Here is a 13,633-nt window from a genome sequence, read left to right as displayed (position 1 = left end):
CTTGCTGATTCAAATCAAAGCGCATTTGCCTGAGCTGTTATTATCTGCCGTATCTATTCAGTACGGATTGATCCATGTCCTCTCGCGAAATCCGCATCGCCACCCGTAAAAGTGCTCTGGCCTTATGGCAGGCCGAATACGTCAAAGCACGCCTTGAACAGGCCCATCCCGGCCTCACGGTGTCCCTGGTGCCCATGGTCAGTCGCGGCGACAAGCTGCTTGACTCGCCACTGTCGAAAATCGGGGGCAAGGGCCTGTTCGTCAAGGAACTGGAAACTGCGCTGCTGGAAAACGAAGCCGACATCGCCGTGCACTCGATGAAAGACGTGCCCATGGACTTTCCCGAAGGCCTGGGCCTTTTTTGCATCTGCGAGCGCGAAGACCCGCGTGATGCCTTCGTTTCCAACACCTATGCATCCCTGGATGAGCTGCCGCTGGGCAGCATCGTCGGCACCTCCAGCTTACGTCGTCAGGCCCAGCTGCTGACCCGCCGTCCAGACCTGCAGATCCGCTTTCTACGTGGCAACGTCAACACTCGCCTGGCTAAGCTGGATGCTGGCGAATATGACGCGATCATCCTGGCTGCCGCTGGTTTGATCCGTCTGGGTTTCGAAGATCGCATCACCTCCGCCATCAGCGTCGAAGACAGCTTGCCAGCGGGTGGGCAGGGCGCCGTGGGCATCGAATGTCGCACCGCCGACAGCCAAATCCACGAACTTCTCAAGCCGCTCGATCACCACGATACCGAAGTGCGTGTCACAGCCGAGCGAGCTCTGAACAAGCACCTCAATGGCGGCTGCCAAGTGCCGATTGCTTGCTACGCCGTGCTCGAAGGTGAAGACCTGTGGCTGCGTGGCCTGGTCGGCGACCCTGACGGCGGCACTTTGTTGACGGCAGAAGTGCGCGGGCCGCAGCGTGATGCCACGGCGTTGGGTATCCAGGTCGCTGAAGAGCTACTGGATAAAGGCGCTGGTGCCATTCTGCAAAAAGTCTACGGTGAGGCCGGTCCGCAGTGAGTGGGTGGCGAGTGCTGCTGACGCGGCCTGCAGAGGAATCGACCGCCCTGGCGGCGTCGTTATCTGAAGCCGGCATTTTCAGCAGCAGTTTGCCCCTGCTGGACACTGAGCCTTTACCCATCACGCCCGAGCAACAGGCTGTCTTCCGTGACCTGCATCGCTATTGCGCGGTGATCGTGGTGAGCAAGCCCGCTGCGCGCCTTGCCCTGCAGCAGTTGGCTCATCATCCCAAGCCACAAATGCCTTGGTTCAGCGTCGGCGCGGCAACAGCGCAGGTACTGTCCGATCAGGGCCTGAACATTCATTATCCCCAAAGCGGCGACGACAGCGAGGCCTTGCTTCAATTACCGGCGTTGCGCGAGGCTATCGCGTGCCGCGATTCGCGGGTGTTGATTCTGCGTGGCGAGGGCGGTCGAGAGTTGCTGGCGGAGCGTTTGCGCGAGCAAGGTGCTAGTGTCGACTATCTGGAGTTGTACCGCCGTTTCCTGCCGACCTATGACGCCGGTGTGCTGGTGCAACGCATCCAGTTGGAACGCTTGAACGGCCTGGTGGTCAGCAGTGGGCAGGGTTTTTTGCACCTGCAAGCCTTGGCCGGCCCCGATTGGCCACAGGTGGCACAGCTGCCGTTGTTCGTGCCCAGCCCACGAGTCGCCGAGATGGCACGGACTGCTGGCGCAGAAAAAGTTGTGGATTGTCGCGGCGCGAGTGCCGCGGCTTTGTTAGTGGCGTTACGGAGTCATCCCGTTCCCACTCTCTGATACGCAAAGGACGGATACGTGAGCGAAACAGCCTTGCCTAAAGATGAAACCCAACCCGCACTCGATGCGCCGGTTGAGTCACCGGTCACCACGCCGCGCCGTGGCAATGGCCTGGCAGTTGTCGCCTTGCTGCTTGGCGCCGTGGGTGTTGCTGCCGGAGGTTGGGGGATCTGGCAGGTCCGCGCCCTGCAAGCCAGCAGCCAGCAGCAGCTGGGTCAGGTGCAGACCCTGGATGACCAATCCCAGTCCCTCAAGCAAAGTCAGCAGCAACTGGCTGCGCGCTTGGCCCAGTTGCCGGGCGCTGACGAGTTGGAAGAGCGCCGCCGTCTGGTCGCCCAGTTGCAAGGTGATCAGCAGCGCCTTAACCAGCGTCTGGAAACCGTGCTGGGGGCCAGCCGTAAAGACTGGCGCCTGGCCGAGGCCGAGCACCTGATCCGTCTGGCGAGTTTGCGGCTGTCCGCCCTGCAAGATATCAACAGTGCCCAGGCGCTGGTGCAGGGTGCCGACGAGATTCTTCGCGAGCAGAGCGATCCAGGTTCCTACGCTGCGCGAGAACAATTGGCCAAGAGCCTGGCCGCGTTGCGCAGTACCGAGCAGCCGGACCGTACCGGGCTCTACCTGCAATTGGCAGCCTTGCGTGACCAGGTTGTGCAGTTGGCAGCCATTGCCCCTGAATATCAACTCACCGAGCCCTCTGGGCAGGGGCGTCCAAGCACTGATACGGATAGCCGCTGGAGACAGTGGTGGGAGCAGATTTCCCGTTACTTCCGCATCGACTTCAATCCCGACGATAACATTCGACCACTGCTCGCCGGTCAGGGGCTGAACCAAGTTCGCCTGGCCCTGAGCCTGGCGCTGGAGCAGGCGCAATGGGCGGCGCTCAATGGAGAGTCGGCGGTGTACAGCCGTTCGCTGGGCGAGGCGCGCAGCGTGTTGCAGGACAACTTCAACCAGGACAATCCGCAGAGCAAGGCGATGCTGGCGCGTATCGCCGAGCTTGAGCCAAAAGCCGTGTCGGTAGTGACACCGGACCTAGCGGCGAGTCTGGCTGCGGTGCAGGCGTACCTAGAACGTCGTCATGTGTCTGCTGACGAAGCTAAGGCGGCGGCTGGCAAGCCGGCGATCCAGGAGTAGAGCCGATGAAGCGTTTCTATGTGATCCTGGTGCTGGTGGTTGCGATCGCCCTGGCACTCGCTGTGGGCATTTCGAAACACACCGGCTATGTGCTGATTACCTATCCTCATGTGCTGCATTACGAGTCGAGCCTATGGGCGACCGTGGTAGCAGTGTTTGCCATCGGCCTCGCCATTTACCTGATTCGCGTGTTGCTGAGCCTGTTGACCACCTCCGGTGGCGTGGTCAACCCGTGGTCTCGGCGTAACCGCAGTCGCCGTGTGCAGATCGCCATCGAACAGGGCCAGATGGACCTCGCTGAGGGCCGCTGGGCCAGCGCTGAGCGTCATCTGCATCGTGCAGCTGAAGCTGAGCGCCAGCCTTTGTTGTACTACCTGGGCGCGGCCCGTGCGGCGAATGAGCAGGGCCGTTATGAGGAGTCCGACGGTTTGCTGGCGCGTGCGCTGGAGCGTCAGCCCCAAGCGGAGTTGGCGGTCGCGTTGAGCCATGCGCAATTGCAGTTGGACCGTGGTGATACTGACGGCGCGTTGACGACCTTGCAGGTCATGCACGAGCGTCATCCCCATAACGCCCAGGTATTGCGCCAATTGCAGCGTTTGCACCAGCAGCGAGGCGACTGGTCTTCGGTCATTCGACTGCTGCCGGAGCTACGCAAGGACAAAGTGCTGCCTGCCAGCGAACTGGCCGAGTTGGAGCGCCGTGCCTGGGGCGAGAACCTGAGCCTGGCTGCTCAGCGCGAAGAGCAGGGCGAAGCAGGTTTGCAGTCCCTTGAGCGGGCCTGGCAGCAACTCACTTCGGCTCAGCGTCAGGAGCCTCAGTTGGTGCTGGCTTACGCCGAGCAACTGCGCCAGCTGGGCGCCGATGCCAAGGCGGAGGAGGCGTTGCGCGGTGCTATCAAACGCGGCTATGACAGCCACCTGATTCGTCTGTACGGCCTGCTGCGCGGCGGTGACCAGGCCCGGCAATTGAAGTTTGCCGAGGGGTGGCTCAAGGATCATCCGGGTGATGCCAGCCTGCTGCTGACGTTGGGTCGTCTGTGCTTGCAAAACAGCCTATGGGGCAAGGCACGGGATTATCTGGAAAGTAGCCTTCAAGTGCAGCGTAATCCTGAGGCGTGTGCCGAGCTGGCGCGGTTATTGGCCCAGTTGGGTGATACCGAGCGCAGCAACCAACTGTTCCAAGAAGGTTTGGGTCTGCTGGATAACCGCTTACTGGCCTCTCCGCTGCCAGTTCCTACCCGGTCTTGATGTAGGAAAGGAATGGAGGGTTTGCTCAGATACGTCTGAGAGTTAGCCCTTCAATGCCCAGCAGATGCTGGGTTTTAAGCGCTCTACTGCAAACTCCTACACTGGGATGCTCGAAGTCTTTCATGCTTATGCGGGATATCCCTGCGATCTCACAGAACTGTCTGCTCTGTCGCGTATTGAAAGGGGTCGGGCCTTTCCTCTACCGTAACGACCTATCTCTCGCTGTGCGGATAAAGCATGTCTTTGGCCCCTTCACGCTCCTTGTTTTTTCTTGCGTTCATGGCGGGTGCGCTGACGTTGGGCGCGTCCTTCTATCTTGAGTTCGGTGCATCGTTACGCCCGTGCTTCCTGTGCCAGATACAACGGGCCTTTCTGGCCGCATTCACGCTCATCAATCTGCTTGCCGCTATCCATTCATCCAGTCGATCCACTTACTACCTGTACGGGCTGACGAGCATGGGATGTGCATTGTTGGGTGCCGTTACCGCTGTGCGTCAGGTGCTGCTGCAAAATGCCGCACCGGATCAGGCCGCCGATTGCTGGCCCAGCCTGAGCCACATGATCGATAACCTCTCGGTGTGGCAGGCCTTACGATTGGTGGTCGAGGGTACCGTCGATTGTGTGGAAATAAGCTGGACGCTGTTCGACTTGAGCCTTCCCGAATGGAGCCTGTTGTTCTTCCTGGGCATGCTAGTCCTCGGTGTCATACAGTTTTCACGGCTGTATTTGAGCCGTCCCCTGCGTCCGGTAGGGCGCTGAACGAAGGTCGCGGTTTGTAGGATGGGATTAAACACTTGTATGAACTTTCTCTCCTGCGTACCTTGAAGCCATAGTCGTGCGGGCATAATCTGGCCCGCACGCGTTATTAAAACCGTTTGCTTGTCAGATGCGGCCTTGTCCCGCTGCGGCTTACTCCTTGAAGTGTTGCGCGGGCATCAGGCGGCAGCGCCCCTATAGGGAAGAGAGATCATCATGCTGGAAAGTTGTCAGAATGCTCAGGAACGCTGGGGTGGGGTGCACAAGCTGATCGACAGCTGGTTGAAGGCACGTCACGAACTGGTTCGGGCCTTTGATGCTCTCGGCGCCAAGCCTGAGGCACTGGGTGAGAATCGCGAGCCGTTGCAGGATTTCTGTGGTGTCTTGGTGGACTACGTGTCGGCCGGCCACTTCGGCGTCTACGAGCAGCTGACCAAGGAGGCCGAAGCCTTCGACGATCAACGTGGTCTCGACTTGGCCGAAACCATTTACCCACGCATTGATGTCATCACCGAGAAGCTGCTGGCGTTCACCGACCTGTGTGATGCCGGAAACTGCGTTGCCGAAAAATTCAAGGAGTTGGGCGCGCTGTTGCATGAGCGCTTCGAACTGGAAGATTGCTTGATCGAAGTGCTGCACAATGCCCACAAGGAAGAGCCAGCCACTCAGGCTTGATCCTCAACGGTGATTTAAAAAAACGGTGCGCATGACGCACCGTTTTTTATTGGATCATTGGCGAGTGCCGAGTAACTCGATCTCGAATACCAATGGCGTGTAAGGCGGGATCAACTCGCCCGCGCCGTCGGCACCGTAGGCTTGGGCTGATGGAATCACCAGGCGCCATTTCGCTCCCACCGGCATCTGTTGTAACGCACTGCTCCAGCCGCTGATCACACTGTCCAGGCGAAACCACTGGGGCTGTGTGCTCTGATCGAAGACTGTGCCATCGGGTAACCGCCCAACGTATTTCACTTGAACCTGATCATTAGCTCCAGGTTTGCTGCCACTGCCGGGTGTCAGTTCCGTGAGCAGGATTCCGTCAGCTAATTCGCGCACCCCTTTTGCCGTTTTTTCCTTGGCTAGAAACTGCTGTTCAGCTGCGAGCGACTTTTCACTTTTGGGTGCTTGGGCGTCGGCTTCGGCCTGCGCTTCATGCTGGGCAAGAATCTGTTCGATGCGCTTGTTATCCAACGCCAGCGGCTTGCCTTGATAGGCTTGATTGAGGCCCTCGATCAACGCCTGGATCTGCAGGTCCGGCACTTCCTGGCGCAGGCGTTCACCGAGGCTGGCGCCCAGGCTGTAGGCAAGGTCGTGCTGCTCTTGGTCTGCCGTTTTGGAAGGTGATTGCTCGCCTGCATTAGCTACGGAAATTGCCAAGCCCAGAACAAAAAAAAGGTAACGCGACATGGGCATTCTCCCGCCGAAAGTGCGACGGATTATGCCAGTGTGAAAGGGTAAAAAGTGTCGCGTGTTTTCGATATATCGATAAGAATTTTCGTACCGTGCAACGCAAGGCAAACGATACTGTCAACATGCCCTAGCGGCGGTAAGAGCAGAGGGCTAGTATGAGCCGCACCCACGTCAGCCAGGAGGTAAACCATGTCGGCCAAACAGAAGCCTGTTAATACCCCGTTGCACTTACTCCAACAACTGTCGAGCAGCCTGCTCGAACATCTGGAAAGCGCGTGTTCCCAAGCGTTGGCCGATGCAGAAAAACTGCTCGCCAAGTTGGAAAAACAACGCGGTAAGGCGCAAGAAAAGCTGCATAAATCCCGTACCAAACTGCAAGACGCCGCCACCGCCGGCAAGGCCAAGGCACAAGCCAAAGCCAAAGACGCTGTCAAAGAACTTGAGGACCTGCTGGACGCCCTCAAGGATCGCCAAGCTGAAACGCGCGCGTACATTTCCCAACTCAAGAAAGATGCTCAGGAAAGCCTGAAATTGGCCCAGGGCGTTGGTCGTGTTAAAGAAGCCGTGGCGAAAGTGCTGGGCGCTCGTACACCTGCAAAAGCAGTTGCAGCGAAGGCACCCGCCAAAGCCGCCGCCAAGCCAGCTGCTAAGGCTGCTGCTGCAAAACCAGCCGCTAAGCCAGCTGCTAAGACTGCTGCTGCAAAACCAGCCGCCAAGCCAGCTGCTAAGACTGCTGCTGCAAAACCAGCCGCCAAGCCAGCTGCTAAGACTGCTGCTGCAAAACCAGCCGCCAAGCCAGTTGCTAAGACTGCTGCTGCAAAACCAGCCGCCAAGCCAGCTGCTAAGACTGCTGCTGCAAAGCCAGCCGCCAAGCCAGCTGCTAAGCCTGCCGCTGCAAAACCAGCTGTTAAGCCTGCTGCTGCAAAACCAGCAACAACTGCAACCGCCCCGACAGCCTCCACCGCTCCAACAGCACCGGCCAGCAGCACTCCTGCACCGGCAGCATCGAACACCACCCCAACCAGCGCTTCCTAAGTGCCGGTGGCCACGGCGTGCAAGTGTTGCAGCGCGTCGTGGTCAAGGTTGTTGGCCGCCTCAGCCCCCAGTCCTTCAAGCCATTTCTGACCCCCGCTCACCTCTGCGCTCATCCAGTTCTGCGCCAGCGCCTCCAGGCGTGTCAGTAGCCCGCGCTCCGCCTCCAACTCCAGGGCTTTGACCCGCTCCCGTAACGCCGCCAGCTGTTCGTCCTGCTGCGCCAACGCCCGCCATTGCACGCGCACTTGTCGCAAGGGCTCGATGACTTGCTTCTGCCACGGCCCGGCTATCTGTGTTAACGCTTGAATGCGCTCGTAGGTCAGCGCCACGCCACGATGTTCCAGCCATGCCCCACACAGCAGCAGGCACACATCCGCTCCTTGTTCCTGCAAGCGCAGACAAGCGGCTTCCACGCCCGGACGGGCGTAAGTCGAGAGGGCAAAGCTCCACAGGTCAGCGCACATATTCACACCCAAGCCAGCGGGCAACGAAGCTGGTAGACTCCGCCGCCATTATGATCCGACTTCAAAGCCTAACATTACAGCGTGGCCCGCAACGTCTTCTCGAAGACGCCGAGCTGACCCTGCACGCCGGTCACAAAGCCGGCCTGATCGGTGCCAACGGCGCCGGCAAATCCACGTTGTTTGCCCTGTTGCTGGGTGAGCTGACCCCGGATTCCGGGGACTGCTTGCTGCCCGCCGACTGGCGCATCGCCCATATGCGCCAGGAGATCGACACCCTGGACCGCATCGCGATCGACTACGTGCTCGATGGCGACCTGCGTCTGCGCCAGGTGCAACACGACCTGGCCGAGGCCGAGAAAGCCCAGGATGGCGCCGCACAGGCCCGCCTGCACGCGGAACTCGACAGCGCCGACGGCTACACCGCCGACGCCCGCGCCCGCAAGATGCTTGCCGGCCTTGGCTTCACCAACGAGCAGATGGACCGGCCGGTCGCCGACTTTTCCGGTGGCTGGCGCATGCGCCTTAACTTGGCCCAGGCGCTGATGTGCCCCTCGGACCTGTTGCTGCTCGACGAACCAACCAACCACTTGGACCTCGATGCGATCCTGTGGCTGGAAGACTTCCTCAAGAGCTACCAGGGCACCTTGCTGCTGATTTCCCACGACCGGGATTTCCTCGATGCTGTGGTCGACAACATCGCCCACGTCGAACAGAAGAAGATCACCCTCTACCGTGGCGGCTACACCGCGTTCGAACGTGCGCGTGCCGAGCGCCTGGCCCAGCAGCAGCAGGCGTTCGAGAAACAGCAGGCGCAGCGTGCGCACATGGAAAGCTACATCGCACGGTTCAAGGCCCAGGCCACCAAGGCCCGTCAGGCCCAAAGCCGGATCAAGGCGTTGGAGCGCATGGAAGAACTGTCGGCGGCCCACGTCGATTCGCCATTCGACTTTGTGTTCCGCGAGTCGGTGAAGATCTCCAGTCCCTTGTTGGACCTCTCGGATGCTCGCCTGGGTTATGGCGAAAAAACCATCCTGGAAAAGGTCAAACTGCAGCTCACGCCAGGCGCGCGCATCGGTTTGCTCGGCCCCAACGGCGCGGGCAAGTCGACCCTGATCAAGAACCTCTCGGGCGAGCTGCAACCTTTGGCCGGCCGCCTGACTCGTGGTGAGAACCTGGTGGTGGGCTACTTCGCCCAGCATCAGCTGGACTCTCTCGATTCCAAGGCAAGTCCGTTGCTGCACCTGCAACGCCTGGCGCCGACCGAGCGCGAGCAAACCCTGCGTGATTTCCTAGGTGGTTTCGACTTCCGTGGCGCGCGTATCGATGAGCCGGTGCTGAACTTCTCCGGTGGCGAAAAAGCCCGCCTGGCCTTGGCGCTGATCGCCTGGGACCGCCCAAACCTGCTGCTGCTCGATGAACCCACCAACCACCTGGACCTGGAAATGCGCCTGGCGCTGACCATGGCCCTGCAGGAGTTCAGCGGTGCGGTGCTGGTGGTGTCTCACGATCGCCACTTGCTCAAGAGCACCACCGATAACTTCCTGCTGGTCGCAGATGGCAAAGTCGAAGAGTTCGACGGCGACCTCGATGACTACGCACGCTGGCTGACGGATTACCGTCTGCGCAACGCGCCGGTCAGCAACACACCGGTTAACCCGGATAAGACTGACAAGAAGGCTCAACGTCAGGCTGCTGCTGCATTGCGCCAACAGTTGGCGCCGCATAAGCGCGAAGCCGACAAGCTCGAAGCCGAGCTGGGCAAGGTTCACGAGCGCCTGGCCAAGATCGAAGCCAGTTTGGGCGACAGCGCTGTATACGAGGCGGCCCGCAAGGACGAGCTGCGTGACCTGCTGGCCGAGCAGGCCAAGCTCAAGGTGCGTGAAGGGCAGTTGGAGGAAACCTGGATGGAAGCCCTCGAACTGCTTGAAACCCTGCAAGCGGAGCTGGAGGCGCTGTCCTGATGGAGGCGTTGCAGTTGCCGATACCCACGCAATGGGTCGAGCCCGCGTGGATCGGCGTACAAATCCTGCTGATCCTGCTGGGCGCATACCTCGCCCAGCGTTTCGTTGCCAAAGGCCTGACTCGTTTGGGTGAGCGCTACCCGTTTCCGCCGCAACTGTTGATGCCGCTGCGCGGTGGCTTGCGCTGGCTGATCATGGGCAGTGCGCTGATCTTCGTGCTGGGTCGCCTGGGCGTGTCCGCCACGGTGTTGTGGACGGCGCTGTCGGGGTTTGTTGCGGTTGCCGCCGTAGCGTTCTTCGCGATGTGGTCGGTGCTGTCGAACCTGCTGTGCGCGATCTTAATCTTCACCGTCGGGCCGTTCCGCATTGGTGACATCGTCGAGCTGGTGGATACGGTCGACAAACCGGGGGTGAAAGGCCGTGTGGTGGCAATCAATCTGCTCTACACCACGCTGATCGAAGTGGCGGAAGCCGGCACCGACAGCGCGATGGTGCAGGTCCCAAACAGCCTATTCTTCCAACGCTCTGTACGACGCTGGCCAGGCACCCATGTGTTTCCTGGTGACCGCTAGCATTCACCGCGCGTAAAAATCTATAGCCAGCCTCTGGTCGGCGGAGTTAGCTTTAGGCATAACAATCGCTGACTCTCTCCCGAGGTGTGCAATGGCACTCGATACGTGGCTGGCCTTTTTCCTGGCCAGTTGGATCATCTCCCTTTCCCCTGGCGCCGGTGCCATCGCTTCGATGTCCAGCGGCCTGCAATATGGTTTCGTGCGCGGTTATTGGAACGCCATTGGCCTGCAATTGGGCCTGGCGATGCAGATTGCTGTGGTGGCAGGCGGCTTGGGTGCCATTCTGGCGGCGTCGTCGACCGCGTTCTATGCGATCAAATGGTTTGGTGTGGCGTACCTGGTGTACCTGGCTATCAAGCAATGGCGCGCCTTGCCCATGGACATGACCGATGACGCGGCGCCACGTCCGATCGGCAAGCCGATGGCGATGATGTTCCGTGGCTTTCTGGTCAACGCCAGCAATCCAAAAGCCCTAGTGTTCATGTTGGCGGTACTGCCGCAGTTCGTGAACCCGCAGGCGCCTTTGCTGATCCAGTATCTGATCCTGGGCGCGACGATGATCAGCGTCGATATGATCGTGATGGCGGGATATACGGGATTGGCGTCAAAAGTGCTGCGGCTGTTGCGTACGCCTAAGCAGCAAAAACGTGTTAACCGCACGTTTGCCGGATTGTTCGTTGGGGCTGCGGGTTTCCTGGCCAGCTTGCACCGCGCCACGGCATAACTGAAGAAACGGGGTCAAAAGTGTGGGAGGTGGCTTGCTCCCGATGGCGGTGTCTCAGCTACAGCTAAACTGACTGAGACACTGCTATCGGGAGCAAGCCCCCTCTCACATTGGGTTTGTGTCGCCCAGAGGATCACCGCTCTGCGCAAAGTCTTCGGCGCTTCATTCCTAGGCACGTTATTACGCAACTCCGGTAGGTTGGGCGCTTGATGCCCGCCACCCAATTGCTCCACATCCTCACCGAATGCCTTCGACACCTCTTTCATCCCATTCGGGCGGTTCAGGCTAACGCGCACATTGCGGCTGTTCACCAGTTTGGTGTCCTGGCCTTCACCGTGGTGGTAAATGCTGAGGTGATCTCAAAGGTGCGTGTGTTAACCGGCTGAAATCCTCCACCAGCGTCAGGCCCAGTACGGTTGAGTGGCTGTGGGAGTTCTCCAGAGCATGGCCAGATCCTCGCGAAATCGTCCCTACCGGTTAATAGCTGTTACCTGTTTGAGTGAACTGATTTGGAGCCTATATGGGTAAGCCATGCCGAAGTGCCACTATTCGACTGCAAAAATCCAGGGTCCTTATCCGCACCCCATCACTTACACCTTGAGTCAAACCGGATAAGCCTTAACAATGTGTTACTTCGTATTTCCCTTTGAGATTCGTTCATGACTGCCCCCTTCCGTTTTCTCGCCTGGCTGATGTTGCCGGCGTTGATGTCGTGCAGCTCCAACCTGTTGGCGGCAACTGCCGAAGGCGCGCCACAAGCCCTGCATTTGCTGGACTACATTGGCGCTGACTACCCGCCGACGGTGGAGGCGGGCAAGGTGGTGGATGATTCGGAATTTCGCGAGCAGGTGGAGTTTCTCGGGGTGTTGCAGGGGTTGGTGGCGGACTTGCCGCAAAGACCTGAGCGCGCCGAGCTGGTAAAGGGCGTTGATGAATTACTGTCAGCTGTCAACGCGCATGAGGATGGCGCGACCGTCGCCCGGCAGGCCCGTCAGTTGGGCGCCAAGTTGGCCGTCGCTTATGAAGTCAGTCAGGCCCCGGCCATCACGCCCGACCCGACGCGCGGTGCACCGCTCTATGCCCAGCATTGCTCGGTGTGCCACGGCACTGCCGGCGCGGGTGATGGCCCGGCGGGCGTGGGCCTCACACCGCCGCCTGCCAACCTGCGGGATGCCGCGCGCCTGGATCGTCTGAGCCTCTACGCGATCTATAACACCCTGGGCCTGGGCGTCGAAGGCACCGATATGCCGTCCTTTGCCGATCAGTTGGACGACCGTCAGCGCTGGGACCTGGCGACCTACATCGCTGGCTTCACCGCTGACCCGGCTGCGGCAAAAAGTGAGCAGCCCTTCAACCTCGCCGATCTGGCTCGCCGAACCCCCAACGAAGTGTTGGCCGCAGACGGCCCGGCCGCTGCCGCAACCTTCCGCGCCCAGCGTGCGCAACCACCGCAGGTCAAGCGTGGCCCGGCCCAGTTGCTCGACTACACCGCAACGACCTTGGACAAAAGCCTCGCCGCGTTCCGTAATGGCGACCACGAACAAGCCTACGACCTGTCTGTAGCGGCTTATCTGGAAGGTTTCGAGCTGGTAGAAAGCTCCCTGGATAACGTCGATGCTAACGTGCGCAAAGATACCGAGAAGGCCCTGATGGCCTACCGTCAGTCGTTGCAGGATGGCTTGCCGATTGAGCAGGTGCAGCAGCGCCTGGACGTGGCCAAGGGCAAGCTCACCGAATCCGCCGGTTTGCTGGGCAGCGACGGTTTGAGTTGGTCGTTGAGCTACATCTCAGGCCTGCTGATTCTGCTGCGCGAAGGCCTGGAAGCGATTTTGGTGCTGGCAGCGATCCTTGCCTTCCTGCGTAACACCGGCCAGCAATCGGCGGTGCGTAGCGTTAACGTCGGCTGGGGCCTGGCGTTGCTGGCGGGCTTGGCCACCTGGGCATTGGCGGCGTATGTCATTGATGTCAGTGGGGCCCAGCGCGAATTGCTTGAAGGCTGCACGGCCCTGTTCGCCAGTGTCATGGTGCTGTGGCTGGGCGTCTGGATGCATGATCGCCGCCATGCAGCGGCGTGGCAGGACTACATCAAGAGCAGCTTGGTGGGCGGTGGTGGGCGTTTTGGTTTCGCGGTGCTGGCGTTCTTCTCGGTATACCGCGAGCTGTTCGAAGTAATCCTGTTCTACGAAACCCTGTGGCTTCAAGCCGGCCCGGCCGGGCACAACGCTGTGCTGGCGGGCGGTGCAACGGCGCTGGTGCTGCTGGTGGGCCTGGCTTGGGTAATCCTGCGCGGTTCGGCGAGGTTGCCGCTGGCGCTGTTCTTCGGCATCAACGCGGCGCTACTGTGCGCGCTGTCGGTGGTGTTCGCCGGACATGGCGTCAAGGCGTTGCAGGAAGCCGGCATCTTCGGCACGCGGCCAGTGGCATTCTTTGATTTCGACTGGCTGGGTATCCACGCCGACGCGTATTCGTTGAGCGCCCAGGCCTTAGCGATCCTGGCGATTGTGGTGCTGTATGGTCGCAGTCGTTTGGCCGAAAAACGCCGCGTGACGGCTTGAC

Annotated in this window: 13 protein-coding genes and 1 pseudogene; 11 read left to right on the top strand and 3 right to left on the bottom strand. The window is 60.2% G+C overall.

What is annotated here, in order from left to right; genetic code table 11:
* Positions 1-74: 74 nt before the first annotated feature.
* From hemC to BW43_RS25210, 6 genes are all read left to right on the top strand, one after another.
* On the top strand, positions 75-1,016 hold the full coding sequence (gene hemC, locus BW43_RS25185; protein WP_032884352.1) for a hydroxymethylbilane synthase: 942 nt from the start codon (positions 75-77) through the stop codon (positions 1,014-1,016).
* Positions 1,013-1,774, top strand: a complete 762-nt coding sequence (locus BW43_RS29180; RefSeq protein ID WP_032884351.1) for a uroporphyrinogen-III synthase — start codon at positions 1,013-1,015, stop codon at positions 1,772-1,774. The genes hemC and BW43_RS29180 overlap by 4 nt, the downstream gene beginning before the upstream one ends.
* 18 nt (positions 1,775-1,792) lie before the next feature.
* Positions 1,793-2,908 carry a uroporphyrinogen-III C-methyltransferase gene (locus BW43_RS29175; RefSeq protein ID WP_032884350.1) on the top strand — a complete coding sequence of 372 codons (1,116 nt, stop codon included), beginning with the start codon at positions 1,793-1,795 and terminating at the stop codon, positions 2,906-2,908.
* A gap of 5 nt (positions 2,909-2,913) precedes the next feature.
* On the top strand, positions 2,914-4,155 hold the full coding sequence (locus BW43_RS25200) for a heme biosynthesis protein HemY (RefSeq protein WP_032884349.1): 1,242 nt from the start codon (positions 2,914-2,916) through the stop codon (positions 4,153-4,155).
* A gap of 237 nt (positions 4,156-4,392) precedes the next feature.
* Complete coding sequence (locus BW43_RS25205; protein ID WP_032884348.1) at positions 4,393-4,914, top strand: disulfide bond formation protein B; 522 nt, start codon at positions 4,393-4,395, stop codon at positions 4,912-4,914.
* Between the two features lie 213 nt (positions 4,915-5,127).
* On the top strand, positions 5,128-5,586 hold the full coding sequence (locus BW43_RS25210; RefSeq protein ID WP_032884346.1) for an Rsd/AlgQ family anti-sigma factor: 459 nt from the start codon (positions 5,128-5,130) through the stop codon (positions 5,584-5,586).
* Between the two features lie 54 nt (positions 5,587-5,640).
* Here the strand turns inward: BW43_RS25210 and BW43_RS25215 are convergent, their stop codons facing one another.
* A complete protein-coding gene (locus BW43_RS25215; RefSeq protein WP_032884345.1) occupies positions 5,641-6,318 on the bottom strand; it encodes an FKBP-type peptidyl-prolyl cis-trans isomerase in 678 nt (225 codons plus the stop codon).
* Between the two features lie 192 nt (positions 6,319-6,510).
* Here BW43_RS25215 and BW43_RS25220 point away from each other — a divergent pair, with 192 nt between their 5' ends.
* Complete coding sequence (locus BW43_RS25220) at positions 6,511-7,356, top strand: AlgP family protein (protein ID WP_032884344.1); 846 nt, start codon at positions 6,511-6,513, stop codon at positions 7,354-7,356.
* On the opposite strand, the gene BW43_RS25225 is transcribed toward BW43_RS25220, so the two are convergent.
* Positions 7,353-7,820 carry a TIGR02444 family protein gene (locus BW43_RS25225; RefSeq protein ID WP_032884343.1) on the bottom strand — a complete coding sequence of 156 codons (468 nt, stop codon included), beginning with the start codon at positions 7,818-7,820 and terminating at the stop codon, positions 7,353-7,355. The two genes, BW43_RS25220 and BW43_RS25225, sit on opposite strands and share 4 nt — an antisense overlap.
* A 50-nt stretch (positions 7,821-7,870) precedes the next feature.
* On the opposite strand from BW43_RS25225, the gene BW43_RS25230 reads away from it, so the two are divergent.
* The 3 genes from BW43_RS25230 to BW43_RS25240 all read left to right on the top strand — a co-directional run bounded on the left by BW43_RS25230 (position 7,871) and on the right by BW43_RS25240 (position 11,077).
* The gene (locus BW43_RS25230) at positions 7,871-9,781 is read left to right on the top strand and encodes an ATP-binding cassette domain-containing protein (RefSeq protein WP_032884341.1); all 1,911 of its coding nucleotides are present in this window, start codon (positions 7,871-7,873) and stop codon (positions 9,779-9,781) included.
* Positions 9,781-10,353 carry a mechanosensitive ion channel family protein gene (locus BW43_RS25235; RefSeq protein ID WP_032884339.1) on the top strand — a complete coding sequence of 191 codons (573 nt, stop codon included), beginning with the start codon at positions 9,781-9,783 and terminating at the stop codon, positions 10,351-10,353. The genes BW43_RS25230 and BW43_RS25235 overlap by 1 nt, the downstream gene beginning before the upstream one ends.
* 91 nt (positions 10,354-10,444) lie before the next feature.
* The gene (locus tag BW43_RS25240) at positions 10,445-11,077 is read left to right on the top strand and encodes a LysE family transporter (RefSeq protein ID WP_032884337.1); all 633 of its coding nucleotides are present in this window, start codon (positions 10,445-10,447) and stop codon (positions 11,075-11,077) included.
* A 143-nt stretch (positions 11,078-11,220) separates the two neighbouring features.
* Here BW43_RS25240 and BW43_RS29170 read toward each other — a convergent pair.
* Positions 11,221-11,503: pseudogene (locus BW43_RS29170) on the bottom strand (penicillin-binding protein activator LpoB); the annotation flags it as partial.
* Positions 11,504-11,736: 233 nt separating this feature from the next.
* Here BW43_RS29170 and BW43_RS25245 point away from each other — a divergent pair.
* Positions 11,737-13,632 carry a cytochrome c/FTR1 family iron permease gene (locus BW43_RS25245; RefSeq protein ID WP_032884334.1) on the top strand — a complete coding sequence of 632 codons (1,896 nt, stop codon included), beginning with the start codon at positions 11,737-11,739 and terminating at the stop codon, positions 13,630-13,632.
* Position 13,633: the final 1 nt, after the last annotated feature.

It is taken from the genome of Pseudomonas sp. RIT357 (genome assembly GCF_000632245.1).
Classification (GTDB): domain Bacteria; phylum Pseudomonadota; class Gammaproteobacteria; order Pseudomonadales; family Pseudomonadaceae; genus Aquipseudomonas; species Aquipseudomonas sivasensis.
The sequence above is the reverse complement of the archived record's forward strand: the minus strand, read 5'-3'. Positions and strand labels throughout refer to the sequence as shown.

What these genes read in the sequence shown, in the direction of transcription:
- hemC (WP_032884352.1), top strand. Translation starts at nt 75, where the DNA reads ATGTCCTCTCGCGAAATCCGCATCGCCACCCGTAAAAGTGCTCTGGCC.
- BW43_RS25200 (WP_032884349.1), top strand. Translation starts at nt 2,914, where the DNA reads ATGAAGCGTTTCTATGTGATCCTGGTGCTGGTGGTTGCGATCGCCCTG.
- BW43_RS25205 (WP_032884348.1), top strand. Translation starts at nt 4,393, where the DNA reads ATGTCTTTGGCCCCTTCACGCTCCTTGTTTTTTCTTGCGTTCATGGCG.
- BW43_RS25210 (WP_032884346.1), top strand. Translation starts at nt 5,128, where the DNA reads ATGCTGGAAAGTTGTCAGAATGCTCAGGAACGCTGGGGTGGGGTGCAC.
- BW43_RS25215 (WP_032884345.1), bottom strand. Translation starts at nt 6,318, where the DNA reads ATGTCGCGTTACCTTTTTTTTGTTCTGGGCTTGGCAATTTCCGTAGCT.
- BW43_RS25220 (WP_032884344.1), top strand. Translation starts at nt 6,511, where the DNA reads ATGTCGGCCAAACAGAAGCCTGTTAATACCCCGTTGCACTTACTCCAA.
- BW43_RS25225 (WP_032884343.1), bottom strand. Translation starts at nt 7,820, where the DNA reads ATGTGCGCTGACCTGTGGAGCTTTGCCCTCTCGACTTACGCCCGTCCG.
- BW43_RS25230 (WP_032884341.1), top strand. Translation starts at nt 7,871, where the DNA reads ATGATCCGACTTCAAAGCCTAACATTACAGCGTGGCCCGCAACGTCTT.
- BW43_RS25235 (WP_032884339.1), top strand. Translation starts at nt 9,781, where the DNA reads ATGGAGGCGTTGCAGTTGCCGATACCCACGCAATGGGTCGAGCCCGCG.
- BW43_RS25240 (WP_032884337.1), top strand. Translation starts at nt 10,445, where the DNA reads ATGGCACTCGATACGTGGCTGGCCTTTTTCCTGGCCAGTTGGATCATC.
- BW43_RS25245 (WP_032884334.1), top strand. Translation starts at nt 11,737, where the DNA reads ATGACTGCCCCCTTCCGTTTTCTCGCCTGGCTGATGTTGCCGGCGTTG.